The organism is Shewanella sp. MTB7 (assembly GCF_027571385.1).
In the GTDB taxonomy this organism is placed as follows: Bacteria; Pseudomonadota; Gammaproteobacteria; order Enterobacterales; family Shewanellaceae; genus Shewanella.
In genome coordinates this window covers 4,940,713-4,965,543 of record NZ_CP085636.1, presented here as the reverse complement: position 1 = coordinate 4,965,543, position 24,831 = coordinate 4,940,713, and the positions used below count along the sequence as shown (strand labels likewise).

Below are 24,831 nucleotides of genomic sequence, written 5' to 3'. Positions count from 1 at the left end.
CAAGCATTATTTCGATATTAACACTCGGGTTTAAAAGTAATTATAGTCAGCATTGAAATGGTTAAAATGAATTACCATTTCAATCTTAAATTATTGACAGATTACTGGAAATGAGTTGCTGCCCCATAATAGAGCATTATGAGGGGGAGTGTTTATTCCTGACAAACAGAAATGAAAATATTCCAGTGACATGTGTTAATCAACTATTTTATTTCCGTGTTCCATTCTCTTGGAGAGTTTGTAATGAGTGTTTCTAATGATCTATATCCCAATGCTTCAGTCCCACTAGAGCGCAAAGAGTCAGGTGTTCCACATGTCCGTCCAGGACTTAAAGTTGAATCTTATAATGACTTTGACCCATTGAAGCACGTGATTGTTGGTATTGCTGATAACCAACAAATTCCTGAAGCATGCCCTGCCAGTAATGAAAAAATCCCTGCTGACTCGCCAATGCGTGGTGGCAAAGCTGGTCGTCGTACTCAAGAGAGTATTGATCAAGCTAACGAATGCTTAAATGGTTTCGCTAAATTGCTTGAAGGTCGCGGTATTATTGTTGACCGTCCTGGTGCTGTTGACTGGAATGCCCGTATCACAACTCCTGATTTTACTATCAGTTCTGGTTTCGGTGTTATGCCTCCACGTGATTGCCTATTGACTATGGGTAAGAGCATTTTGATGGCACCAATGAGTTTCCGCAGTCGCTATTTTGAATATTTAGCGTTTACTGATTTACTACGTGAATATTTTGAATCAGATAAAGAGTGTTTAATCGAGCAGGCACCACGCCCACGCCTTGCTGATGAAAGCTTCCGTATGGATTATGTAGCAGCTTATGAGTTCTTATCAGATGATGAAACCATGGCTCGTTCATTACGCAAGGAATATTCAACTCTAGAGACTGATATCTTATTCGATGCCGCTGATGTTATGCGTTTAGGTAAAGATATCTTCGTTCAGCATGGTTTGACTACAAACTTAGCTGGTATTCGTTGGATCAAGCGTAAGTATGAGCCACAGGGATACCGCGTCCATACGTTAAGCTTTAAAGATAACCACCCTATACATATCGATGCCACATTCTGTCCATTACGCCCAGGTTTGATGTTGTTGAACCCACATCGTCCTTTGTTTGATGGCCAAAGAGAAATCTTTGAGAAGAATGATTGGCAAATCGTAGAAGCAGTTCAGCCTGCTTGGGATACTCCACCAGCACTTTGTTACTCAAGTACTTGGTTGTCTATGAATACCTTGATTCTTGATCATAAGACTGTGTGTGTTGAAGCCACAGAAACCGCTCAAATGGAACAGTTTGATAAGCTTGGTTTTGAAGTTCTACCAGTTAACTTGCGTGATGCTTATGCATTTGGTGGCGGTTTACATTGTGCTACTGCAGACGTACTTCGTGAAGGAACATGTGACGATTACTTTGCAAATCAATTCAAGGGCTCTCATGACGTAGAACATTGGGAATATTAATTTCAATTATTCTACTTTGTAGCAAAAAGCCTCTTATTTAAGAGGCTTTTTTATGTCGGCAATATCTATATTAACTCATCATGGGTGGAATGAAATTTACATTGTTAATTTAATCTCAGCAGTATTTCGCTAATTTATAGCGGTATTTCGATATTAACTTATGCTAGAACTGGCAAAATAAATAAAAGGTCGTTAGGTGGTCCTTTTTAAAGTAAAGATGTATTTAAATTTTTTAATCTTGGAATTACTCAATTTAGCCTATAAAAAGAGAATAGATCATGGTTAAGCATTATGTGGGTTCAGAAGTAGGGAAGTTACGCAGTGTCTTACTGCATTATGACAATTTGGCATTTGAACGTTTAACACCTTCAAACTGCCATGAATTATTATTTGATGATGTACTTTCAGTAGAAAAAGCTGCAGAGGAACATAAACAATTCTCAGTAATATTGGAACAGCAAGGTGTTAACGTTTTATATTTAAATACGTTATTAACGGAAACATTAGCAGTACCAGAAGCTCGTCAATGGTTACTCAATACTCAACTAAGTGATTATCGTCTAGGTGTCAGGTTGGCGACGAGTATAAAATGTTGGCTTGATGAATTACCTAATGAACAAATAGCAAAGTATCTTACTGGTGGTTTAGCTTGTAATGAGATCCCAGAACCATACTTTAAGCCGTTGTTTGATTCATATGATTGGTCACGCTTTATTCTAAAGCCGCTACCTAATCACTTATTTACTCGTGATACATCTTGCTGGATTTATAATGGTGTGTCGATAAATCCAATGGCTAAATCTGTTCGCCGACGAGAGTCAAATAATTTAAAAGCTATTTATCGTTGGCATCCTCTTTTTGAAAAACAGGATTTCAATTATTACCTCGGCAATGAAAATGTTAACTATGATAACGCGACGATTGAAGGTGGTGATGTATTAATTATTGGTCGCGGTGCCGTATTAATAGGGCTGTCAGAAAGAACTTCACCAGAAGGAATTGAAGCATTAGCACGTTCATTATTTAAAACAGGTCAAGCATCTAAGGTTTTGGTTCTTGAGTTACCAAAAGATCGCGCTTGTATGCACCTAGATACTGTATTTACTCAGTTGGATATTAATGTGTTCTCTGCTTATCCTGCTGTCATTAATGATTCTACGCGCTGCTGGACGCTCACCCCTGGGGTTAACGACAAGTTAAATATCAAGGAAGAAGCTGGATACCGTCAAGCCATTATGGATGCATTGAGTTTGAGCGAAATCAAAATAATTACTACTGGTGGTGATATTTACGGTCAGGAACGTGAACAGTGGAATGATGCCAATAACATGTTAACTATTCGCCCTGGTGTGGTTGTTGGATATGAATGCAACACATTGACAAACGATAAATATGCAGAAGCTGGAATTGAAGTACTGAGCTTTATAGGTGAGCAATTAGGCAGAGGAAGGGGCGGAGCCCGCTGCATGAGTTGCCCAATTCAACGTGATGATATTTAATCAATTTATTTTTAAAGGAAAGAAAAATGACTAAACCAACTCTTGTTGTCGCTCTTGGTGGCAATGCCCTCTTACGCCGAGGCGAGCCTTTGGAGGCCAATGTACAACGTTTAAACATCGCTTCTGCTGTTGAAGCGATTGCAGCACTGACTACCGATTGGAATGTAGTACTGGTGCATGGTAATGGACCTCAAGTTGGCTTACTTGCATTACAAAATTCAGCTTACACAGCAGTTAAACCCTATCCACTGGATATTTTGGTTGCAGAAACCCAGGGTATGATCGGCTATATGCTGCAGCAAGAGTTACAAAATGCGCTGCCAGGCACTCCCATTGTGACCATGTTAACGCAAGTTGAAGTAGACAGTCAGGATCCGGCATTTTTGCTACCAACCAAGTATATTGGCCCAGTCTACGATAAGGCGGAAGCTGATTTATTATCACTAGAAAAAGGCTGGGAGTTTAAGCAAGATGGTGAATACATTCGCCGTGTAGTGCCATCGCCAAGGCCGCTCAATATTGTTGAGTCTACAAGCATTAAGCAATTAATCAATCATGGCAGCTTGGTCATTTGTGCTGGCGGCGGTGGCATACCTGTGGTTCGCAAAGGTGATGGTTTAATTGGTGTTGAAGCTGTTATTGATAAGGATCTATCGGCAGCATTTTTAGCAAAACAAATAAGTGCTGATGCACTATTGATTTTAACCGATACTGATGCGGTATATATTAATTGGGGCACAGACAAACAAGAAGCCTTAAAAAATATTCAACCAGAGCAATTGGCTGAAATGGAATTTGATGCAGGTTCAATGGGGCCAAAAATTAATGCAGCGTGCGAATTCGTCAATGCAACACAAGGCAATGTTGGGATTGGATGTTTAGCTGATGGTGCGAGTATATTAAAAGGCCTTAAAGGTACGTTAATTACCGCTAAGCTAATCTGTCAGTAATTATATTTGAATGTAGAACAATTAATTTACTTTTATTCATCCAGTTTGTTTTTTATCACTGGTATGATTTTTCACTATTATGAGGGATATTAATCATGGCTTTTAACTTAAAAAACCGTAATTTTCTTAAACTATTAGACTATACTCCTGCTGAAATTATGTTCTTGCTTAATTTATCAATCGATCTCAAAAAAGCTAAATATGCTGGCGTTGAACAAAAGAGACTATTAGGTAAGAACATTGCTCTTATTTTTGAAAAAACCTCAACCCGTACCCGTTGTGCTTTTGAAGTCGCGGCTTTTGATCAAGGCGCTCTCGTTAGCTATCTTGGTCCAAGTGGTTCACAAATCGGTCATAAAGAATCCATGAAAGATACCGCCCGTGTGTTAGGCCGTATGTATGATGGCATCGAATACCGTGGTTTTGGTCAGGAAATTGTAGAAGAGTTGGGTCAATATGCAGGCGTCCCAGTGTGGAATGGTCTGACTAATGAATTCCACCCAACTCAAATTCTAGCCGACTTTATGACCATGATGGAATATTTACCAGGTACTCCGTTGAATAAAATGAAGTTCGCATATATGGGAGATGCTCGTTACAACATGGGCAATTCACTCATGGTTGGCGCTGCAAAAATGGGCATGGAAATCCACTTAGTTGCACCTAAGGCGTACTGGCCAGATGAAGAGCTTGTCAAAACATGTCTGGATATCGCCGAAACAACTGGAGCTAAGATTGTACTCACTGAAAATGTCGAAACCGGAGTCGTAGGTATGGACTTTATTTATACTGATGTTTGGGTTTCTATGGGGGAGCCAAAAGAAGCATGGGCAGAGCGTATTCGTGTGATGACACCTTATCAAGTGAACATGGATGTTATTAAGCAAACGGGCAATCCTGAAGTTAAGTTCATGCACTGCTTACCTGCATTTCATGATGAGCAGACTACCATGGGCAAAGAGATCGAAGAAACTTATGGCATGAAAGGATTAGAAGTTACTGATGACGTATTTGAATCTCATCATTCAATAGTATTTGATGAAGCTGAAAACCGCATGCACACCATTAAAGCAGTTATGGTGGCTACATTAGGTTCTTAGTCTGCTAAGGCGCTAAAGCTGCATTTATTTTAGCGCCATTACTAACATGTGTTTAGTTAACATTAAGCATATAAAGGTTGATTTGGGATCTTGATTCCGTATCGTTTGCAACAAAGCCTGCCTACTCAGTAATAAGGTAAGTGTTCAATTTTCTGAAACGTTCACTTTCAACCTAAAACAACTCTTGTTGATGTTTAAATCAATATAAACACAGTTACGGCGTAATGACATGGGCTAAATAGTATGTATTTTGACTCTTAAGGAGTTTCATATTGAACATTACAACATAGCCTTTTCAAATTATATAGAAATAAGTACGTTATAATATAAAGGATAAATATAGATATGAGTGGCGATATCATAAAGCTTTCCCGTAACACTGAAAATGCACCAATAAGTCCTGTATCAACCCAGACTGTTGCTTTTTCTCATTACAATAATATTTCAGCCCAATTACCCATAGATCCTAAAACGGGTAAAGTTGTGGCAGGTTGTGTAAAAGCTCAAGCAAAGCAATGCTTAGCAAATATTAAAGCAATTATAGAGAGCACTGACCATGTTATGGACGACGTTGTTAAAATCAATATATTTGTTAAGAATATCTCAGATATTGACGCTATAGACGAAGTTTATACCAGGTTATTTCAAGGTGCTCTTCCTACTCGGACGGTAGTTGCAGTTGCAGCTTTACCTATGGATGGTGCACTAGTACAAATTGATGCACTTATCTCAAACGGAGAAGGTACTGCTCCACAAGCTCCCTGCGCCCTTGTTAAAGTATCAAGAAACACCAACAACGCACCTAAAAACATACACTCGCAAACTGTTGCATTTTCTCATTACAATAATCTTTCATCTCAATTACCAATCGATCCCCAAACAGGTGAAGTGGTAACTGGTGGTATAGAAAAGCAGACTGAGCAGTGCTTAAACAACATTAAAGCAATTCTGGAAAGCATTGGTCACGTTATGGACGATGTTGTTAAAACAACTATATTCGTTAAAAATATTTCGGACATTGAAGTTGTAAACAAAGTTTGTGTGAAATTTTTCCCAAGTTATGTTCCTGCACGGACAACCGTTAATGCTTCAGCTTTACCTATGAACGCTTTAATTCAGATTGATACCGCAATATCACATGGAGATGGTACTGCTCCACAACTTCCTGAAGATACCCGTCTACTTATAATAGAAGCAAATAATACGGAAAATGCTCCAACAGTGCCTTATTCACACACGGTAGCTTTTTCTCACTACAATCATATTTCAGGCCAATTACCTGTCGATCCAAAAACCAATGAAATGGTCGCTGGTGATGCGAAAACACAGGTTAAACAATGTCTAGAAAACATTAAAGCAATTGTAGAAAGTGTTGACCACGTAATGGATGATATCGTTAAAGTTAATATTCAACTTAAAAATATTGCTGATATTGATGCTATAAACGAAGTTTACACCGAGTTCTTTAGGGGAGATTTTCCTGCAAGAACAGTAGTTGGTGTTTCAGCTATTCCTATGGATGCTTTAGTACAAATAGATGCCGTTGTTTCTAACTGTGAAGGTACGCCTCCACAAGCATAATAAGCATTTAGTTGTGGAAGAGTGACCTCGTAGTCGTTTTTAACTGCTATAAGTCGAAAGAAAGTGGGATTGTTTTGGATTATTTGAGCGTTTAAATGGCACTTAAATAATAGGAAACACCACTTTCTTAGGCGTACGTTACAAATGGTTGCGATCTAGGGGTAACTTCAAGGCGTTATATATTCAAGCCGGAATTCTTGACTGATATTTCGTCTAGTACGTTTGGTCATATAGTAACTTAAAATAAAAAGCCGTTATATAGAAACAACGGCCTTCATTGGAAACTATACGATTAAGTAATACGGTTTAAAACGGATTAATTAAACGTTAGCGCAAATCTTGAAAGGATGTTGCTGTAAATGACTTTTCACAGTAGTGACATTTGAGTTTCACCGCTACTGCTTCTTGCTTGATATTAAAACGACTCTCGACAGGTTCGTCATGACAAATACAGTTGCTATTAGGGCAAATTAACACCCCCAATATTTGCTCAGGTAATGCTAGCTTAAACTTCTTTACAACTTCGAAGTTTTCAATCACGTTAATGGTTGCCTTTGGCGCAAATAGAGATAGCTGATTAGCCTGATTTTGATCAAAAACTATATTCTCTATCTTGATCAAATCTTTGTCTTTACCGGTACTGGTAGGTAAATTTAAGCCGATTGTGATGCGCTGTTTCCCTTTACAGAGTTCAAAAAATTTCAATATTTTGATGCCTTGACCAGATGAAATATGGTCGATCACTGTACCGTGTTCTATAGCTTCAACCTTTAGGTGTCTTTTCATCACTGGTCTCCAAATTCATTTGTTAAAACTAAGCTGAGTAGGGCTTGACGTGCATATACACCATTTTTTGCCTGCTGGAAATAATAAGCATAAGGCGTGCTATCAACATCAGTGGTGATTTCATCGATTCTAGGGAGAGGATGTAGAATTTTTAGATTATTTTTTACATTATCGAGCATATTTGCAGTTAAAATGAAGCTAGACTTTAAGTGTTGGTATTCAGTTTCGTCAAAACGTTCCTTCTGTACACGAGTCATATACAAGATATCTAGATTATTAATAATTCCATCTAACGTTTCATGTTGAGTGTATTTACACCCTTTCTCGTTAAGTTCATCTAGAACATAGTCAGGCATTAATAGCGCTCTAGGGGCCACAAAATGAAATTCACAATCAAAAAGAGATAATGCCTGAGTTAAAGAGTGTACCGTACGGCCATATTTTAGATCACCCACAAAGGCTACTTGTAATTTATCTAAGGTGCCTTGAGTTTCATAAATGCTGAACAAGTCGAGTAAGGTTTGAGTCGGGTGCTGATTTGAGCCATCACCTCCATTAATAACGGGTACTGATGAAAACTCACTTGCAAGACGAGCAGCACCCTCTTGATTATGACGCATAAAGAAAGCATCACAGTAGGAGGATATTACTTGTACCGAATCGGCCAAGGTTTCACCTTTCTTACCTAACGAAGTGTTACCTCCATCAGGAAAGCCTATAATGCTTCCCCCTAGTCTTTGTACTGCAGTTTCAAAAGATAGACGAGTTCGTGTCGATGCCTCAAAAAAGCAACTTGCGACAACTTTATTTTTCAATAAATCAGGACGAGGGTTTTGTTTCAGTTCGTTTGCTGTGGCGACAATAAGTTCAAGTTCAGAACGAGAGAGGTCAGAGATTGATATTATATTTTTATTATAAATAGTATTCGTCATACTGATAAGTATCCTATTTCGATTGTGAGATCGAAGTGAATGATATTCGCTTCCCATAGGCGAGTGTTGCTTTTGTAACAGATTGAGATCTCTGCACAGTAAATGTAATGAGTGGCTCTGCTCATATACAACTAGATTGCTAAAGAGTAGAGCAGTTTCGTTGGTATCATCTTTTATATGATAGGATCATTGCTATGAGTGTCATAATGGCAACTAACATTAAGTAAAATCCAGGGGCGAAGCTTAGCCCTGTTACAGCAATTAAACTTGTAGCTACAAATGGTGCAGTACCTCCAAACAGAGCATTAGCACTGTTAAATGATAGAGCAAAACCACTGTACCTGACGTTAGTGGGGAATAACTCACATAAATAGCAAGACAAACATCCATCATTTAATGCTAAACAAGCACTAAATAATATTAATATTAATGTCAATTGAATGATACTTGCGAATTCTAATAAGATAAATATTGGTATCGATAAGAATATGAAACTGAGTGTGGCTAAAATAAGTATTTTACCTCTCCCAAATATATCGGATAACTTACCAACACTAAACACAAATGCAATATAGAAAGCTAAAACTACTGACGAGATCAAAAAAGAAGTTGCCTCCTTTATATCTAAATGCACTATCATATATGTAGGCATATAACTTAATAATAAATAAAAACCTACAGCATTCAAACTAGTCACAATAAAACCTAAAAATAATGATTTTTTATGATCTACTAACAATATCTGTAATGGGATGGTTGATTGTTGTTCACTATTGTTCTCTTTGAATTTTAAGAATTGTGCAGAATCTTCAAGTTCAGTTCTAATATATAAACCAATTAACCCAAATGGCGCCGCTAATAAAAAAGGGATACGCCATCCCCATTCATGTAATTGTGTTGATGACAAAAAAGTATACAGTGTTGATACAAATAGTGAACCAAATAACAGTCCTGCTGCAGCACTAGCTGGGACAATGCTTGCGTAGAAGCCTTTTTGTTCCTTAGGAGCGATTTCCGTTAAAAATGTTGCGGCTCCAGCATATTCGCCAGAAGCTGAAAAGCCTTGAATCATTCTTATCAGTAACAACAATAACGGTGCCATCACTCCTATCTTGTTATAATCAGGTAATAGAGCAATACTAAAAGTGGCACAAGACATAATTACAATTGACATTGAAAGTGCCGTTTTTCTACCAATCTTGTCGCCAATGTGCCCCCAAAAGATCCCACCAAGGGGGCGTACAATAAATGATAAAGCAAAAATTGCAAAAGTAGCCATTAGAGCAGTAGTTGTATCGTAGCTAGGAAAAAATGACACAGCTATAATGGTTGCTAAAAAACCATATGATGCATAATCAAACCATTCAACAAAATTGCCAATAAAGCAAGCTGTTGAAGCTCGCTTTAAGGTATTCTGTTGAGTATGATGTGATCCATTAGGTTCAAAAATAATTGAACTAATATTAGAACTCATAAGTTACTCAACTTCTGGTTATTGATCATTATAGGCTTGCAGTTACTCTTTTTTTCTTAGCGTTTTGTAGTAAACTGACAGCCATCTCACTTACCCCTCCAATAATAATCAGTAACCCTCCCAACATCTGTACGTCTGACAAAGGCTCCGTAAATACAAGAATGCCAATAATTGAAGCCACTACACACTCCCAGTATGAGACACAGGCAAACTCAACAGCTAATAGGTTTTTAGTTGCAATGGTACACAGAGATAGAGCACCAAAACCGCACACGATACCAATCGCAATCCACCATAACCAATCGCTACTTGTCATTTGTGAAATAGAAGGGCTGGTTAATAAAAATAGGCAGCAAATACCGAGGAGTGCAAACAAAAAATTCCAGAATGAACGCACATCACCAGGGACGTCAGTTCTATATCGGCCTAAGAATAAAAAGAGACCATAACCAACACCTGAAGATAAACCAAGCATATCACCGATGAAAGTGTCCTTTGAGAAACTCATACCAAATGAAATGCCTTCTGGACTGATACTAACCAATCCAACAATAAACATCATTCCAATGAATACAAAGGCTATGGAGAATATGGTGATAGGTTTAAGCGGTTCTTTTAAAAAAATAATGGCCAGTATAGTTGAAATAATGGGACCTATATAAATAAAAAATACCGCATTTGCAATTGAAGTTAGTTGAGTCGAAGCTACATATGCAGATAAGCAAACTCCCATAAATAAGCCACTAAATACCATAGAAGGTGATAACTTATATTTTTTCAAGTCACCGAGTCTATTCATTGTTTTTAGAATAATAAAGAAAAGAATCATGCCGCATAGCATTCGAGAAAAAGCAATTACATCTCCTTGCGCATCAATATTACGGGCAAAAAAACCAACTAACCCCATGAGGGTCGCAGCTCCGAAAGCACTTGCAAAACCAACATGTTTTGCATTTTGTAAAAATTTCATAGCAATCCTTATAAAGTAAAAATTAATTCAGGTTGTTTACATGACTCATTTTTATTAACAAATATTCCAAGAAGATGAGTCATAGAATGCATCTATGTAGTTAGTTGATATCATTGCTGGCAATAATAAACCTATCTATTACATAGTCTTATTACAACTGTGATCTTATATTCTCAAGTAAAAGGGTATTTGATTTTCACATTTTTACTTTAACTATCATTATATATTGGCATTTTGGTAGATATCGAAATCATGCTACTTTTTAACGGAATTCTGCTCGAGTTCAGGATGGTGTAAGTATTCTAAATACGATTTTATCGATAAGGAATATTATGCAAGCATTATTTCGTTAGTTCTCAGCATTAATACGATATTAATAGGCAAATAATAGAGTCAACATGATTAGATCATAAGGGGTCTTATCAGACTCGTAATATTGCATGATTACACCTAGTTCTTGATAATGAAGAGCAAAAACCATCATGCAAGGCTTTGTGCAAGCTTGCTTTGTTGTTTCCGCTGGTGTGTAGGTAAGGGGTGAGAGCAGGACGCGTTAGCTTTCATTAGCTTAATAAGGATCTCACCATTAGCTAGGCTAATGCGTCTAGAATTGAACTCGCACAAATACTCTTTAATAGTATTTTCAGCTTGCTTAGGTATAGACAAGTGTTTGACGAGCTTGATCTTTCAAATTGTAGTGCTGAGATCTCATTAAGTGGTATGAATTGAATGGAGACCACGTAACGGTCACAAATTCAACGTTAATGGATAGCTTTGCGATGGTAAAATGACTAGAATATTTTAAATTAAGGAGGGGGATAATGCCTACAAAAATCGTTTCAAATACTCCCAAGTTTGTTGTATTTGATTTGCAAAAATTATCAGCTACACAGTATATGATTTTTGGGGCTGATTACGTGTTAATACGTCCCAAAACAACGGGATGTACTTTACACCTTACTAATGTTCATTACCGACTTAATATTGGACAGATTGTTCTGCTTGCTCCCTTTAACCCGTTCCGACTTTCTTTGGACACTAAATCATCGTATCGTAATAAAACTTTGGATTGTGATGTTCTGCACTTCAGACTAAATGGGATGGGCTTGACTTTCATTGACAGCCAGCAATTTGCCGAGGTGAAGTCTATGCTAGAGAATGCCAGAAATGGCTTATTATATGAAGGGGAACAAATAACTGGAATTGGTAAAGAGTTCAATTTTATAGAGAATTCATTTGAATTTTCTCAGGTTTTGAATATTCTCGGTATACTTGATAAGTTATCTAAACAGGAGCCTAAGCAAATTCTTCTTGAAGACTATATTGAAATAAATCATGTCAAAAAGATTGAAGATAAACTTAATACATGCATTCGCTATATTCAAGAGCACCTTACCGAACCACTAACGGTTGCAATGGTTGCTGGGCAGATATATATGGGTGTGAGTACTTTCTCTCGATTCTTTAATGCCAATATGGGCATTACTTTTTGGCAGTATGTTATAGAGCAAAGAGTCAGACGTTCGGCAAGTTTACTGGTTAAAACTGATAACTCCATCTCCTATATTTGTGCTGAAGTCGGTTTTACTTCTATCTCAAGTTATAACACTAAGTTTAAAGAACTAATGAAACTTACACCAAAACAATACCGAATTAATCATATGGATATGAGAAGTGGGATAGAAACATCTCGCATAGTAGCCACGCAAATTAACAAGTGTTTTTTAGTATAACGAGTATCAAGGAGCTGCGGCTCGTTAGGACATGGGGTGAACAACATCTGCTATAGGGCCGATGGTAGAGGTTAACTCTTTCTATTGGTGCTGTTGATCAAATCCTAGCTCTAGACGTAACTAGCTTGCGTGTTTCATCGAATTAGTCAGCTTGTTTCCTACTCGTTTATGTTACCTTTCTACTAGTTGATAACTTTAAGGAAAGATAAATGGGACTATTAGATTCGTTAATGGGCAATGCCTCAGAAGTTAATTTAGAAGAGTTAACTGAAGAGCTTAACCCAATTATGGGTGATAATGAGCAACTGCACTTGGCTTACAAAGTCATTCGTGACATGTTTGTGTTTACTAATAAGCGTCTGATTTTAATTGATAAGCAAGGTTTGACAGGCAAGAAAGTCAGCTATCACTCTATTCCTTACAAGGCCATCACCCATTTTGAAGTGGAAACTGCGGGACGATTCGATATGGATTCAGAGTTGAAGCTGTGGATCTCCGGTCAAAAAGATCCACTGGTTAAAGAGCTTAGAAAAGGCACCGATGTGGTCGGCATTCAGAAGACTATCGCCAATTTTTCTCTTTAGTTCTGATTAAGATTTGAAACCTAATGCGATACCTAAAATAATTAAGCCTGCACCACAGGCTTGGTTTATTTTTTGTTTAATTCGGTTAAGGTGACTTTGTAATCGCTTTGATGTAAAGAGGATTGCGACAACACTGAACCAGCAAGCATGCAAAACAATCATATAGAGTCCATAGATAAGTGCTTCCGATTGATTCGACTGTTCAGAGCCGAGCAGTTGACTGAATATACTCAAGAAAAACAGCATAGTTTTAGGGTTTAATAGATTACAGAGAAACCCTTGAGTCATGGCGCTTAGTGCCGTACTTTGTTTACTTGAAGAGCTTGAGGTATCGATAGCTTGATTGCTTGAGAGCAATCCTATAATGCCTAGATAGATTAAATAGCCTGCTCCAGCGTAACGAATAAGGGTAAATAACAATTCATTTTGTGATATTAAGTAACCAATACCAAGCATGGAGTAACTGATATGCACGGTAATGGCTAGGCTAACTCCGATAGCAGTCCAAAGGCCAATCCTTCTTCCCTGATTTAAGCTGTTTCTTAATACTAAGACGAAGTCAGCACCAGGACTCATAACGATCAGTATTCCTAATACCGCTAAACTTAACCACTCCATTTATTTTGTCCTATAGATAATTGTTCAATTAATGACACTATTGTAGCAACTGTATTTGCTGTCTATAATCGAAAAAATGGCCTTTGAACTGTGAGTTAAATTCACCAATGAGACATCTGAAAGCTTTTCATACTTTTCATATTGCAGCGGCCTCAACCAGTTATAGAGAAGCCGCTGAGAAGCTCTCTATTACCCATGGAGCGGTGAGTAAGCAGATAAAAATATTGGAAAATTATCTACAACAATCTTTGTTCTATCGACAAGGTAGGCATGTTTATCTGACTAAAGAGGGGGAACTATTAAAGGAGTATACGGTTCAGGCTTTTCAGACTTTAGAGTTGGGAGTGAGTAAGGTTAGACACGTTAATCAACAATGTATAGAGGTATCATGTGAACCCACCTTAACGATGCGATGGTTAATGCCACGCCTGTCAGTTTTCCATGATGATACTTCTGGAGATGTTAGATTATCTACTGCTGGTGGTCCAGTGGCCCTAGGAGTGACTGGGTTATCTATGGCTATTCGCCGTGATGATTTTGAATTGCACTCTGCTCATCAAAAAATTGAATTGGTCGAAGAGTGGGTTGGTCCTGTGTTTTCTCCTGAATATTGGCTAAGGGTTAAAGGGGATCTTAGCAAAGTGATTAAATTGCATAGTGAAAGCCGGATCTCTGCTTGGAAAGATTGGTTGGCAGATTCAACATTGAATATGGATTTAGGTCATAGTGAGCAAACGTTTGCTCATTTTTATTTTTGTTTTCAGGCTGCAGTTGATGGTTTAGGCGCTGCTATTGGTTCATATCCTTTAGTGGCTGATGACTTAAAACAGGGGAGGTTGATCGCTCCTTTTGGGTTTATCCGCTCAGGTCACCATTATGTTTTGCTCAAGCAGGAAAGAGAATCAACCTCTTTGGAGACTAAGTTTATCAACTGGTTGCAACATACGTTAAGTGAGTGCGTACCTGAAGAGTCACTTAGAGGGCCACTTCTATTTTGAAACAGAGACAATCGGAGATAGCTCAAATGAGTTAGAGCGGAGGTGCTGGTTTGAATATAAAACTGTGATCAAATTTAGTTGACCACTACATTGATAACCCCGTGTAGGTGCGCGTTTCGCAGAACACTCTCAAAGAAATAGTCCACATAGGTCGCTGCAAGCGATAGATGACTATGAAGGTAAAACCTTCAAACACATGTCTCAATAACAATAAAGCTAAATGAACCAAACTAGAAAATGTAACTAGCCTTCATTCGAAGGCTGCAGAAATCTGTTATATCTTCATCAAGTGCGATATAGGATTTTTATGACATGCCAACCAAATTTGGTTTTTACTAAGTGGGGGGTGATGAGTGCTTCGTTAAAGCAGACTTTATCAAAAGCAGGCACCATCTGGCCTCGCTTAAATTCCCCTAAACTGCCACCATTTTTCCCTGATGGGCAACTTGAGTGTTTCTTGGCAAGTACATCAAACTTTGCGCCTTTATTGAGTTTCTGGATAATATCTTCGGCCAGCTCTTTATGTTTGACTAAAATATGCAGTGCGCAAGCGGTTTTTGACATGTTTTTCACTCTGAATCGATAGGTAAACGCTGATCACGGATTATACCGAGAATGATGGTAAGAACCTATCTATTTAGACCATTCGATACCTTGACATTACTCTGCCCTTAAGTGACTATTATTATCAGATTTAAGTGTAAAACCACTAATAAATAAGGGTTTTTGATTCTATTTAAGTTCGAGTTTAAGCACTAGCTTAAGCACTAGCTTAAGCATTAATTTAAGGATCAATCTAACAACCTCAAAATAATAAAAGTATCCTATCTCTTTAAGGAGAAACCTATGTTGTATCGTGCGCTTACCCTAGCATTACTGCTTGTTTTACCCTCGGTGGCTCATGCTGAAAACTACTCTATTGGTACGGGTGGACAAAGCGGCGTCTACTATCCATTTGGAGGCGCGTTAGCTAAGGTATGGTCTGAACAGATCCCCGATGTAAATGTGAAAGCTGAAGTGACCGCAGCGTCAGTTGAGAACACCATTAAGGTCGTTCGTGGCGATATGATTGCTGGTATCGCCATGGGCAATGTGGTGTTGGATGCGTATAAGGGGGAGGGCAAGTTTAAGGGTAAGCTGCCGGTTAAGACCTTGTTTGCCTTGTACCCTAATTTGGTCCATGCCCTGACGTTAGATAAATCAGGCATTACCTCTCTGGCAGATCTTAAAGGTAAGCGTATCTCATTGGGGGCTCCTGCTAGTGGAACGGCAGTAACTTCTGCGGCGCTGCTTGAATCTATTGGTATCGACGTGAAAAAGGATATCGATGCGGTATACCTTAATTATTCTGAAACCACCAATGCGTTAGCAAATGGTCAAATTGATGCTGGCTTTATTGTCGGCGGCCAAGGGGTGGGTGCGGTCACTCAGGTTGCGTTAACCCATGATATTAATATCTTACCTATTTCAGCCAAAGAGAGTGCTGCATTTATTCAGGCGTTCCCAGCTTACAGCAGTTACACCATTCCAGCAGATACTTATAATCAGGTGCCAGCGATATTAACATTGAGTGTGTGGAACGTGTTGGTGGTCAATGCCAAGATGAGTGACGACATGGCTTACAATCTGACAAAGTCAGCATTTGAGAATATTGATCAGGTGCGTAAAGTAGTTAAGGCGGCTGATATGACCACACCTGCTAATGCCAACCGTCTCAAAGGCGTGCCTTTGCATGCGGGTGCACAGAAATATTTTGATTCATTGCAGTAATTTATATTGGTTGGTATTTATACAGAGTTGGAAGGCTAACTTTCAGCTCTGTATTATTTCTCCTTCTGCTTTTCCCTGATTTTCCAAAAAACAATAATAAAAGTAATAAGAGGATAAAAAAGATGGCTCCTCATTCAGATCTACTCCCAACGAGTGATCCCAGTTTAAGCCTGGCTAAAGAGCGGTCTATCAAGCTACTTGGTTATCTGGTGTTGATTATTGCCGTAGCACTGTCGGCTTTTCAGATCTGGCAGGGTATCACCTCGACCATCTCTGCGACCTATTTCAGACCCGTTCATTTGAGTTGGGTATTGGTGCTTATTTTCCTGCACTATCCCTTGATAAAGAATCGCAAAAGTCAGTTATACCTGCCGGGGAGAGTGTTTGATTTAGCGCTTTGCGGGCTAACCTTGTTTGGCGCATATCGGATGTCGATATTTGATTATAACGATATTGATCATCTTCTCTATGGATTGGGGATGGTCGACTTAGTCGCAGGTTGCGCTTTGATTGTGCTGTTGATGGAAGGGTGTCGACGTACTGTCGGCTGGGTGATGGTATTGATTGCCGTTATTTTTCTCTCCTATAGTGCTTTTGGCAATCTGTTGCCTGATGCGTTTGCGACAAAATCCTATTCATTGCAGGAGTTGATCCAGTTTCAGATCTATTCAGCCAATGGCGTGTTTGGTTCAGCTCTTGGTATTGCGGCAACCACTGTGTTTATTTTTGTGCTCTTTGGGGCCTTCTTGGAAGTGACGGGGGCAGGTAAGTTCTTTATCGACTTGGCTTTCTCTATTGCGGGGAAATACCGAGGTGGCCCAGCTAAGGCGGCAGTGCTGGCATCCGCGGGTTTAGGGTCTATCTCAGGATCTGCCATTGCCAATACGGTGACCACAGGTTCTGTCACCATTCCTATGATGAAAAAGCTCGGTTATAAGCCAGAACAGGCGGCAGGGATCGAAGCCGCTGCTTCGACTGGTGGGCAGATCATGCCGCCCATCATGGGGGCGGGAGCTTTTGTGATGGCTCAATTTACTGGCGTTCCTTACAGTGAGATCATGCTGGCTTCAATCGCACCCGCTATTCTCTATTTCTTTTGTACACTGCTCTACGTGCATTTGATGGCATGTAAGTTAAACCTGCAAGCTGTGAGTCGCACTGAAGCGGTGATTACTGTGATGAAGCAAGGCGCCCACCACTTAATTCCATTGGCGTTGATCACGACACTCTTGATGATGGCCTATTCGCCGCTATTAGTAGGGGTTGCAGGTTGTGCCGCTATCTTGGTCACTGCTGCGTTACGTAAACATAGCCGTATCGGGTTCACTAAGTTTATTAGCGGGATGAAAAACGGTGCCTTGATGGCGCTACCAATCTCGGCGGCCTGTGGCGCCGCGGGTATTATTGTCGGCGTGGTAGGGCAGACGGGGATCGGTTTACAGTTCACTCAGTTTGTCATGGCGTTTTCTGGCGGATATATGTTGGTGGCGCTGGGGCTTATCAGTATTGTGGCGCTGATATTGGGGATGGGATTACCTGTCACTGCGGCCTATATTGTACTCGCAGTCATGGCGGTGCCCATGTTAGGGGATTTTGGTTTGCCGCTGTTAACAGCGCACCTTATTGTATTTTGGCTGTCACAAACATCGAATGTGACTCCACCCATTGCTTTAGCGGCTTTTGCAGGCGCGGGTGTGGCCAATGCTAATCCAATGAAGTCATCAGTCGAAGCGTTCAAACTTGCTGGTGGCCTGTTTATCATTCCGATCATGATGGCCTATACCGATCTACTCAGTCCTGATGCAAGTATGCTCGAGTTTGTATTTGCCATCGCACAGACTACGGCGATTATCATCGCTATTGCCATCGCCATCGAAGGGTACCTGCTGCGTAAATTATCGAGAGTAGAAAGAGTGATTGCACTGATGACAGTACCGTTAATTCTACTCAATCCATTGGGTACAGGGTTTGTTGGCATTTTACTCATCGTCGGTTTGATTATAGTGCAGTGGAAAACGCGAGATGTGCTCGAAGTAGGGTAGTTAGCTAGGGCGGCACTTTGTGCCTGCGAGTGTCGTTCCAAACTCACTGCTAGAAAAGCTGATGAGTACGGAACGCGCTGCTCACGGAATAGCCTGCGGCTACAGGAACGCGCTGCTTACAGTAAAAGCCAAGCTGAACATTTGCATTGCTGTCATCCTGGGCTTGTTCCGGGATCCATTCTTTTGAATTAAAGCCAAGAAGGGCGGGCTTCGTCCTGCTAGGACGGAACTTTGTGCCTACTAGGTCGTTCGCAAGCTCACTGCTAGATCGCTACGCTGCGAGTAAAAGACAAAAGATATTCTCACCACAGAGGCTGCGCTTCACAGAGTTCACGGAGAAAAAGATGGAGGAAGAGATTATGGCTTTTGATCTTCTCCGTGACCTTCGTAATGATATCCATATCTAAGTGCTAGTGCGACCTCGTATCTCTCGTTCGTGATCTTATAACTACCGTTATACTCACCCTCTGTGGTGAATCGCTTTTATCTTGGGAAAAAAGACAGGACATATATGGACGCTCCCGGTGTGTCAAGACAACACTTTCCTAGCTATGGCTATTTGGCCTTAACTTTTCTAAATTTTTGCCTCTTTGCATGATGCTTATTGACTGACTATTTTCGCTTTAAGCGGCTATTTTAGAGCGATAGTGCTGACCTTTTTGTTAATGCGAGAGACGGGCTTTACAAGTTCCCCTGATGAATGTCGAAAGAAGATAGGGTAGTCATACCTAATGGCTACTTCAAACGCAGCCTAAAGTTACAACAATTCCCCGTTGGAAACCCTTTGCTTTTCAGATGGATTTCGTCGGGCGTCAGGGAGAATACAAGGCGAACTGGCCTTTTTGAATGGATGCTTTTGGATTGGTGAACAGCCCTCCTTGCCTACTTTTTATTGCAAGAAGGGAATGGAATTCCACGACGTTAGTTGTTAGACGTAGTCTAACAATGAAGATTCAAGCGTAGCTTGATGAACTAAAAAATATTTGAAACTTACTATTAGGTAAGTTTGCCAAACTAAACAGCAAAAGCTTTAATTGCCTTAGCCAAGGCAAACAAGCCATTCGTCCGCGAGGGGCTTAGTTGTCCCGTTAGCCCTAACATATCGAAGTAGCCTTCAATGTCGAAACTGGCGATCTCATCAGAGGTTTTACCATGACAGGCTGTTAATAATAGGGCGATAAGCCCTTTGACGATTCGTGCATCGCTATCGGCAACGAAATAGTGTTTGTCTTCGATTGCACTATGGTAGAGCCAAGCGGTGTTTTCACACCCTCTGACTTGTGCCGATTCGATGCGATACGCTTCATCAAGCTTTGGTAGGGCTTTGCCGAGCAACATGATTTGACGATAGCGCTCTTGCCAGTTACTGGCTTGCTCAAAAAGCGGCAATATCTCGTTGCTGTCGAGCTTAAGCGCTAAAAATGTTTCCTGAGAGGGCTGTGATACTTGACTCATATTCGACCTAATTTGAATGCTTACTATATTAAAATAAAACCGCACTTGGCTTTCTTAGCTTTGCCGTTTTAGTCTTTCCTAGAACCTGCTTTTCCTAGAACCTATCTTTTACAACAACATCTCTTTTACCGATGCAAGCGCATCGATAAAACGGTCGATATCCTCTTTACTGCTATATATCCCCAGTGACGCGCGGCAACAGCCTTTGATCCCTAAGCTTTGCATTAACGGCATAGCGCAGTGATGACCACATCGGACTGCAATACCTTGTTGATCGAGAAGTATGCCGACATCTTGGTGATGCTCATCGGCCAGGTTAAATGCCACGGCGCCGATATTGTTGTCATTGGCACCATAAAGGGTGATATCACCTAGCTGTTTGAGCCGAGTTTGCAGGTAGTTTAGAAGTTCAGCTTCCTGCTTGGCAATGTCGGCTCTGGGGAGGGCGTTGATAAAGTCGATAGCAGCGCCTAAACCTATCACCTCTGCAATAGGAGGCGTACCGGCTTCGAGTCGATTAGGGAGGATATTAAATTGGGTTGCCTCGAAGCTCACGCTTTTAATCATCTCTCCGCCTGTCATTAACGGAGTTAAGGTGTCCAATATCTCAAAGCGCCCGTAGAGTACACCTATGCCAGTGGGGCCATACATTTTATGGCCGGAAAAGACATAGAAATCACAGTCCAACTCCTGAACATTCACCTCGAGATGCGCGATAGCTTGAGCGCCATCAACTAAGGTTATTGCTCCGGCTTGCTTAGCGCGAGCGACTAGAACGTTAATCGGATTGAGCGTGCCTAACGCATTGGAAACATGACTGAGTGCAACAATCGCGGGCTTTTCTTGTAACAGGGCATCGAAAGCGGCTTCATCGAGGCGACATTCGTCGGTTAACGGGATGGGCTTGATGATAGCCCCGGTGCGTTTGGCTAACTCTTGCCAAGGCACAATATTGGCGTGGTGTGCGGCGGTGTCGATCAGTATCAGATCACCGGTTTTAATTTGCTCGATTAAGCCGTGTGCGACCATGTTGATGGATTCAGTGGTGCCATGGGTAAAGATGATCTCTTCACGGCGCTTAGCATGGATAAAATCGGTCAGACTGTCACGCACCGCTTCATATTGACTGGTGGCTCTGGATGACAGTTGGTGGGCGGCCCGGTGAACATTGGCATTATCTGTTTCATAATATCGGCTCATGGCTACGATGACTTGCTTAGGCTTTTGACTGGTGGCTGCAGTATCTAAGTAGCACAGTGGGTAGCCCGCTAAAGTTTGCTCTAGTGTGGGAAATTGAGCGCGCAGCTGAGGAAAGTCCATGGTTTGGGTCCGATTGTCGATAACAAAAAATAAGGCGATAAGATCTTGGGAGATCTTATCGCCTATTGTAAGCAGCTTTTAAGCTAGCGCATACTCAATTTGTATCATGCCCCTTGATCTTGTGTCTTGCTTCCTCTTTTGAGCTACTTAAAACTGGGACTATGGACAAGGCATCCGATAAATCAGTGCCAGTTCATCGAGTCGTATCATCAATTCAGGGGAAATGCTGGTATTGATGCTGTCGATATTCTCTTTGAGCTGTTCAAGATTTGTCGCTCCGATGATATTTGAGACAACGAACTTACGTGAATTTACAAAGGCTAATGACATCTGTGCTGGGCTGAGTTTGAACTCATGGGCTAGCTCTACATAGGCTTTAGTGGCATCGAGGGCGAGCTGAGTACCAGTATAACGGGCAAAGCGCTTAAATAGAGTCAGACGAGCACCTTCAGGCCATTGGCCGTCTAAGTACTTGCCAGAGAGTGCGCCAAAGGCGAGTGGTGAGTATGCCAGTAGAGGCACCTCTTCCCGATGACTTATCTCTGCCATGCCTACTTCGAAACTGCGGTTTAGCAGATTGTAGGGGTTTTGCACGCTGATAACTCGAGGTAGACCATGTTTCTCTGCGAGTTGCAGGTATTTCATTAATCCCCAAGGTGTTTCATTGGAGACGCCTATGTAGCGGATTTTGCCCTCTTTTTGTAGTGAAGCAAGGGCTTCTAAGGTATCAATGATAGGGGTGAGCTTCTCGTTATCATCGATCTGTTGGTAGGAGAGCTCGCCGAAGAAGTTGCTGTTTCTGTCGGGCCAATGAAGCTGATATAGATCGATGGTTTCTATCTGTAAACGTGCCAGTGAGGTGTCGACAGCTTCATGTATATTGCACCAGTCCAGTGCCATATTAGGGCGTATGAAATCGCTCTTTCCCCCTGGAGATGAGACCTTAGTTGCGATCACTAAATTGTCGCGATTACCGGTTTTCTTTAAATAGTTACCTAAGATGCGCTCGGTTGCGCCTTGGGTGTCAGCTTTGGGTGGGACGGGATACATTTCAGCAGTATCAATAAAATTAATGCCTTGCTCGATGGCGTAATCAAGTTGGGCAAATGCTTCTGATTGTGTGTTCTGTTCACCCCAGGTCATGGTTCCTAAACAGAGCTCACTTACTTCAAGGTTGGAATGTGGTATTCGACGATATTCCATAAAATCTCCACTCTAATGTAATGGTGCGAAGGTGACGTCTTGAGGCTAGCAAGCTTTTAGGGAAAAGACTAGAAAAATGATCTATATAAAACAAGGGGCTGGACGCAAGTTACTGACATAAAACTATCCTAGTTTTAATAACATAGGTAATTCACAAGCATCGTGACCCGTATTGCCTAAATGCTGTGAAACATGCTCGAAACCGATGGCTTCATACAAGTTAATCGCCTCTTTTAAACAGGCTGTGGTCTCAAGATAACAGGCTTGATACTGCTGTCTTCGGGCATAATTGAGTGCTAGATAACCCATACGTTTCGCAAACCCCATGCCTCTTATCTGTTGATTAAAGTACATTTTTTGCAGTTCACAGATACCTTGTTCATTGCTTAGTGGAGCTATACCCGCTCCACCGAGTATAAGCCCATCGAGTTCAATGACCCAATAACGTGAACCCATGGCCTGATATTGTGCACTGGTGCTCTCTAAGGTGGGATCGGCAACGCTGTAGCCTTTATCCGCCGTAAGCCCATATTCAGCAGAGACCTCTCTTATTAGTTGAGCGATAGCAACATCATCTGCAGGAGTTATCTCTCTGATGATATAGCCTTGTTGAGCTTGGGTGCGACAGATGGCTTTATTGTAGGCGGACATCGCTGACTCAATATTAGTGGCTTCCTCTGGAGAGAGCTGACATAAGATCTGATCGAAAATAGTGTTTTGTTGATAGTGTAGTTTTTGTAGCTGCTTTTTCCCTTGAGGCGTTAAATGGGCAAGTAGGCTTCGGGTATCTTTAGGGTTGCTCTGGGTGTAAGCAAAGCCTTTGTCGATCAGGTGTGTTACTGCTCGGCTGGCGTTCGACTTATCTATATTAAGCAGTTGCGAGAGTTGCTTGATTGACATCGCTTCATTACTTAATTCGATTAGTGTATGAGCCTGAGCTGGGGATAAGGGAAGATCCCCAAATGCTGAATTTAGCATACCTAGTTGTCTGACAATGTGACGAGATACCGTTCTCAGGCCCGTCCGGGCTTTGACTCGAGTGCAGGATTCGCTCTTTTCATCTACTTCAATATTATCGCATTGATTAATAAGTGCCAATCTAACGTCCTCGGTTAATATGGACTTCTATACTTAGTATAAGAATTAGGTGCGACCAACATCTAAATAGTCAGTTATAACCTAAAGGGGATTAAACTAAATTGCAAGTGGAGCAGACCTGTGGCTAAAGTTGGTATAACTCATCATTTAGTAAAGGCGCCATAGCTAAGATAAGGGCTTGAGTATAGATACTCTCTCGAGTGGCAACGCCTTGAGTCAACAATCCAATTGCTCCGCCTTGTTGTTTGGTATTTTGCGTGTTGAAAAGTCTGTCCATCACATCGCCCAACTCCTCCCCTTCATTCAATGCTCTATAAATGATAAGGGGAAGCGGAAGCAGTGCGCTACGGCCAACGACACGTTGACCATGATGGCCAATCACAACATACGCAAATGTTGCCGGACCATAGCTGAAGTTATCAACCCCACCTTCAATAGCAATATAAAGGTCTGCTTTTTCAATTTCTGGCGCTGATTGACAATACTCAACCCTGTTTATTGCACCTTTAAGGGTTTCATCGGCTGTCATAGGTTGTTCAGCTACGCCCGAGGGGGCTTGACGGCCGACACATTGAATTTCGGCGTTGGGAAAGAGTTGCTTTACTGCTGATTTGGCAGCTTGTACTTTGACAGGATTGGTTGAACCAACCACGATTTTAATTTCTTTTAGCTTAATTAACATTGGCATAGAGTGTTTATTGATATTTTTCATTTGATTTTAATCAGTGTCTCTCGCTTTTCAGTAATTTGCAACTCAATGGCAGCTCTATCACGACACCGTCTAAGCGCTAATATTCGTCATCTTTTTGTTTCTCTTCATTTATACATGAGTAATTAGATCATTTATGCTATTAAATATTCTAATATTTGACTGATGAGCTCATCCATTAAATACTCTCAAATTTATCGGTGGCAGTTTGAATCGCTGAAAATTTGGTCTTATCCAGTGGTTCTGATTGTGATCCGCTTCAAGTTCTTTATTTGGTTTGTGGGGTAATATCTCAAATTAGCGCGTTTATGTGATCTGATGCTGATGCGTGTATTTTGTTATGTGATTTCGAATATTACCTTTAGGTAATTTATGTAATGGTAATGTTTATTTTAGGTTCAATCAGGTTGCCTTGCTTGAGTCCTTATGAAAATTTACTACATGACAACTGTGAAGAAGGTCACATTATTCATTTGTTCTGAAATTCAATTTCAAAACTACGCGCTAGATCAACTTTCTGATGTTCTAAATCT

21 protein-coding genes are annotated in these 24,831 nt (G+C 40.7%); 10 read left to right on the top strand and 11 right to left on the bottom strand.

Annotated elements, in window-relative coordinates; genetic code table 11:
- The first annotated feature begins 243 nt into the window (after positions 1–243).
- The 5 genes from HWQ47_RS21640 to HWQ47_RS21620 all read left to right on the top strand — a co-directional run bounded on the left by HWQ47_RS21640 (position 244) and on the right by HWQ47_RS21620 (position 6,606).
- Positions 244–1,476 (top strand): serine/threonine protein kinase, encoded by a 1,233-nt coding sequence (locus HWQ47_RS21640; RefSeq protein ID WP_269968073.1) that lies wholly within the window; start codon positions 244–246, stop codon positions 1,474–1,476.
- Positions 1,477–1,754: 278 nt separating this feature from the next.
- Positions 1,755–2,975 carry an arginine deiminase gene (locus HWQ47_RS21635; RefSeq protein ID WP_269968072.1) on the top strand — a complete coding sequence of 407 codons (1,221 nt, stop codon included), beginning with the start codon at positions 1,755–1,757 and terminating at the stop codon, positions 2,973–2,975.
- 26 nt (positions 2,976–3,001) lie between these two features.
- Positions 3,002–3,925 (top strand): carbamate kinase, encoded by a 924-nt coding sequence (arcC, locus tag HWQ47_RS21630; protein WP_269968071.1) that lies wholly within the window; start codon positions 3,002–3,004, stop codon positions 3,923–3,925.
- A gap of 95 nt (positions 3,926–4,020) precedes the next feature.
- Positions 4,021–5,025 carry an ornithine carbamoyltransferase gene (argF, locus tag HWQ47_RS21625; RefSeq protein ID WP_269968070.1) on the top strand — a complete coding sequence of 335 codons (1,005 nt, stop codon included), beginning with the start codon at positions 4,021–4,023 and terminating at the stop codon, positions 5,023–5,025.
- A gap of 345 nt (positions 5,026–5,370) precedes the next feature.
- Complete coding sequence (locus tag HWQ47_RS21620) at positions 5,371–6,606, top strand: RidA family protein (protein WP_269968069.1); 1,236 nt, start codon at positions 5,371–5,373, stop codon at positions 6,604–6,606.
- 327 nt (positions 6,607–6,933) lie between these two features.
- Here the strand turns inward: HWQ47_RS21620 and pyrI are convergent, their stop codons facing one another.
- From pyrI to HWQ47_RS21600, 4 genes are all read right to left on the bottom strand, one after another.
- Positions 6,934–7,392 carry an aspartate carbamoyltransferase regulatory subunit gene (pyrI, locus tag HWQ47_RS21615; RefSeq protein ID WP_269968068.1) on the bottom strand — a complete coding sequence of 153 codons (459 nt, stop codon included), beginning with the start codon at positions 7,390–7,392 and terminating at the stop codon, positions 6,934–6,936.
- Positions 7,392–8,324 carry an aspartate carbamoyltransferase gene (gene pyrB / locus HWQ47_RS21610; RefSeq protein ID WP_269968067.1) on the bottom strand — a complete coding sequence of 311 codons (933 nt, stop codon included), beginning with the start codon at positions 8,322–8,324 and terminating at the stop codon, positions 7,392–7,394. Before pyrB ends, pyrI begins: the two co-directional genes overlap by 1 nt.
- Before the next feature lie 166 nt (positions 8,325–8,490).
- Positions 8,491–9,798: an MFS transporter gene (locus tag HWQ47_RS21605; RefSeq protein ID WP_269968066.1), complete on the bottom strand. Its 1,308-nt coding sequence runs from the start codon at positions 9,796–9,798 to the stop codon at positions 8,491–8,493.
- Positions 9,799–9,826: 28 nt separating this feature from the next.
- Positions 9,827–10,768: a DMT family transporter gene (locus HWQ47_RS21600; RefSeq protein ID WP_269968065.1), complete on the bottom strand. Its 942-nt coding sequence runs from the start codon at positions 10,766–10,768 to the stop codon at positions 9,827–9,829.
- 821 nt (positions 10,769–11,589) lie between these two features.
- Between HWQ47_RS21600 and HWQ47_RS21595 the strand changes: the two genes are divergently transcribed.
- Together HWQ47_RS21595 and HWQ47_RS21590 are read left to right on the top strand one after the other, a co-directional pair.
- A complete protein-coding gene (locus HWQ47_RS21595) occupies positions 11,590–12,501 on the top strand; it encodes a helix-turn-helix transcriptional regulator (protein ID WP_269968064.1) in 912 nt (303 codons plus the stop codon).
- 209 nt (positions 12,502–12,710) lie between these two features.
- Complete coding sequence (locus tag HWQ47_RS21590; RefSeq protein WP_269968063.1) at positions 12,711–13,085, top strand: PH domain-containing protein; 375 nt, start codon at positions 12,711–12,713, stop codon at positions 13,083–13,085.
- Positions 13,086–13,091: 6 nt separating this feature from the next.
- Here HWQ47_RS21590 and HWQ47_RS21585 read toward each other — a convergent pair whose 3' ends face one another.
- Positions 13,092–13,703 (bottom strand): LysE family translocator, encoded by a 612-nt coding sequence (locus HWQ47_RS21585; RefSeq protein WP_269968062.1) that lies wholly within the window; start codon positions 13,701–13,703, stop codon positions 13,092–13,094.
- A gap of 107 nt (positions 13,704–13,810) precedes the next feature.
- Between HWQ47_RS21585 and HWQ47_RS21580 the strand changes: the two genes are divergently transcribed.
- On the top strand, positions 13,811–14,701 hold the full coding sequence (locus HWQ47_RS21580; protein ID WP_269968061.1) for a LysR family transcriptional regulator: 891 nt from the start codon (positions 13,811–13,813) through the stop codon (positions 14,699–14,701).
- A gap of 285 nt (positions 14,702–14,986) precedes the next feature.
- Here HWQ47_RS21580 and HWQ47_RS21575 read toward each other — a convergent pair whose 3' ends face one another.
- Positions 14,987–15,265, bottom strand: a complete 279-nt coding sequence (locus HWQ47_RS21575; RefSeq protein ID WP_269968060.1) for a peptidylprolyl isomerase — start codon at positions 15,263–15,265, stop codon at positions 14,987–14,989.
- A gap of 282 nt (positions 15,266–15,547) precedes the next feature.
- Here HWQ47_RS21575 and HWQ47_RS21570 point away from each other — a divergent pair, with 282 nt between their 5' ends.
- Positions 15,548–16,471: a TAXI family TRAP transporter solute-binding subunit gene (locus tag HWQ47_RS21570; protein WP_269968059.1), complete on the top strand. Its 924-nt coding sequence runs from the start codon at positions 15,548–15,550 to the stop codon at positions 16,469–16,471.
- A gap of 122 nt (positions 16,472–16,593) precedes the next feature.
- Positions 16,594–18,513 carry a TRAP transporter permease gene (locus tag HWQ47_RS21565; RefSeq protein ID WP_269968058.1) on the top strand — a complete coding sequence of 640 codons (1,920 nt, stop codon included), beginning with the start codon at positions 16,594–16,596 and terminating at the stop codon, positions 18,511–18,513.
- Between the two features lie 1,014 nt (positions 18,514–19,527).
- On the opposite strand, the gene HWQ47_RS21560 is transcribed toward HWQ47_RS21565, so the two are convergent.
- The 5 genes from HWQ47_RS21560 to yjjX all read right to left on the bottom strand — a co-directional run bounded on the left by HWQ47_RS21560 (position 19,528) and on the right by yjjX (position 24,265).
- The gene (locus HWQ47_RS21560) at positions 19,528–19,968 is read right to left on the bottom strand and encodes a SufE family protein (protein ID WP_269968057.1); all 441 of its coding nucleotides are present in this window, start codon (positions 19,966–19,968) and stop codon (positions 19,528–19,530) included.
- 108 nt (positions 19,969–20,076) lie between these two features.
- Positions 20,077–21,288 (bottom strand): cysteine desulfurase, encoded by a 1,212-nt coding sequence (locus tag HWQ47_RS21555; protein WP_269968056.1) that lies wholly within the window; start codon positions 21,286–21,288, stop codon positions 20,077–20,079.
- 159 nt (positions 21,289–21,447) lie between these two features.
- The gene (locus HWQ47_RS21550; RefSeq protein WP_269968055.1) at positions 21,448–22,491 is read right to left on the bottom strand and encodes an NADP(H)-dependent aldo-keto reductase; all 1,044 of its coding nucleotides are present in this window, start codon (positions 22,489–22,491) and stop codon (positions 21,448–21,450) included.
- 123 nt (positions 22,492–22,614) lie between these two features.
- Entirely contained in the window at positions 22,615–23,562 is a 948-nt protein-coding gene (locus HWQ47_RS21545) for a bifunctional helix-turn-helix transcriptional regulator/GNAT family N-acetyltransferase (protein WP_269971824.1), read from the bottom strand.
- A gap of 151 nt (positions 23,563–23,713) precedes the next feature.
- Positions 23,714–24,265, bottom strand: a complete 552-nt coding sequence (gene yjjX / locus HWQ47_RS21540) for an inosine/xanthosine triphosphatase (RefSeq protein WP_269971823.1) — start codon at positions 24,263–24,265, stop codon at positions 23,714–23,716.
- Between the last annotated feature and the right edge of the window lie 566 nt (positions 24,266–24,831).

Excerpts from the sequence above, each read along its gene's own strand:
- HWQ47_RS21635 (WP_269968072.1), top strand. The coding sequence starts at position 1,755 with ATGGTTAAGCATTATGTGGGTTCAGAAGTAGGGAAGTTACGCAGTGTC.
- pyrB (WP_269968067.1), bottom strand. The coding sequence starts at position 8,324 with ATGACGAATACTATTTATAATAAAAATATAATATCAATCTCTGACCTC.
- HWQ47_RS21595 (WP_269968064.1), top strand. The coding sequence starts at position 11,590 with ATGCCTACAAAAATCGTTTCAAATACTCCCAAGTTTGTTGTATTTGAT.
- HWQ47_RS21585 (WP_269968062.1), bottom strand. The coding sequence starts at position 13,703 with ATGGAGTGGTTAAGTTTAGCGGTATTAGGAATACTGATCGTTATGAGT.
- HWQ47_RS21550 (WP_269968055.1), bottom strand. The coding sequence starts at position 22,491 with ATGGAATATCGTCGAATACCACATTCCAACCTTGAAGTAAGTGAGCTC.
- HWQ47_RS21590 (WP_269968063.1), top strand. The coding sequence starts at position 12,711 with ATGGGACTATTAGATTCGTTAATGGGCAATGCCTCAGAAGTTAATTTA.
- HWQ47_RS21640 (WP_269968073.1), top strand. The coding sequence starts at position 244 with ATGAGTGTTTCTAATGATCTATATCCCAATGCTTCAGTCCCACTAGAG.
- HWQ47_RS21575 (WP_269968060.1), bottom strand. The coding sequence starts at position 15,265 with ATGTCAAAAACCGCTTGCGCACTGCATATTTTAGTCAAACATAAAGAG.
- HWQ47_RS21555 (WP_269968056.1), bottom strand. The coding sequence starts at position 21,288 with ATGGACTTTCCTCAGCTGCGCGCTCAATTTCCCACACTAGAGCAAACT.
- arcC (WP_269968071.1), top strand. The coding sequence starts at position 3,002 with ATGACTAAACCAACTCTTGTTGTCGCTCTTGGTGGCAATGCCCTCTTA.
- HWQ47_RS21580 (WP_269968061.1), top strand. The coding sequence starts at position 13,811 with ATGAGACATCTGAAAGCTTTTCATACTTTTCATATTGCAGCGGCCTCA.
- argF (WP_269968070.1), top strand. The coding sequence starts at position 4,021 with ATGGCTTTTAACTTAAAAAACCGTAATTTTCTTAAACTATTAGACTAT.
- HWQ47_RS21570 (WP_269968059.1), top strand. The coding sequence starts at position 15,548 with ATGTTGTATCGTGCGCTTACCCTAGCATTACTGCTTGTTTTACCCTCG.
- HWQ47_RS21600 (WP_269968065.1), bottom strand. The coding sequence starts at position 10,768 with ATGAAATTTTTACAAAATGCAAAACATGTTGGTTTTGCAAGTGCTTTC.
- pyrI (WP_269968068.1), bottom strand. The coding sequence starts at position 7,392 with ATGAAAAGACACCTAAAGGTTGAAGCTATAGAACACGGTACAGTGATC.
- HWQ47_RS21620 (WP_269968069.1), top strand. The coding sequence starts at position 5,371 with ATGAGTGGCGATATCATAAAGCTTTCCCGTAACACTGAAAATGCACCA.
- HWQ47_RS21560 (WP_269968057.1), bottom strand. The coding sequence starts at position 19,968 with ATGAGTCAAGTATCACAGCCCTCTCAGGAAACATTTTTAGCGCTTAAG.
- HWQ47_RS21605 (WP_269968066.1), bottom strand. The coding sequence starts at position 9,798 with ATGAGTTCTAATATTAGTTCAATTATTTTTGAACCTAATGGATCACAT.
- HWQ47_RS21565 (WP_269968058.1), top strand. The coding sequence starts at position 16,594 with ATGGCTCCTCATTCAGATCTACTCCCAACGAGTGATCCCAGTTTAAGC.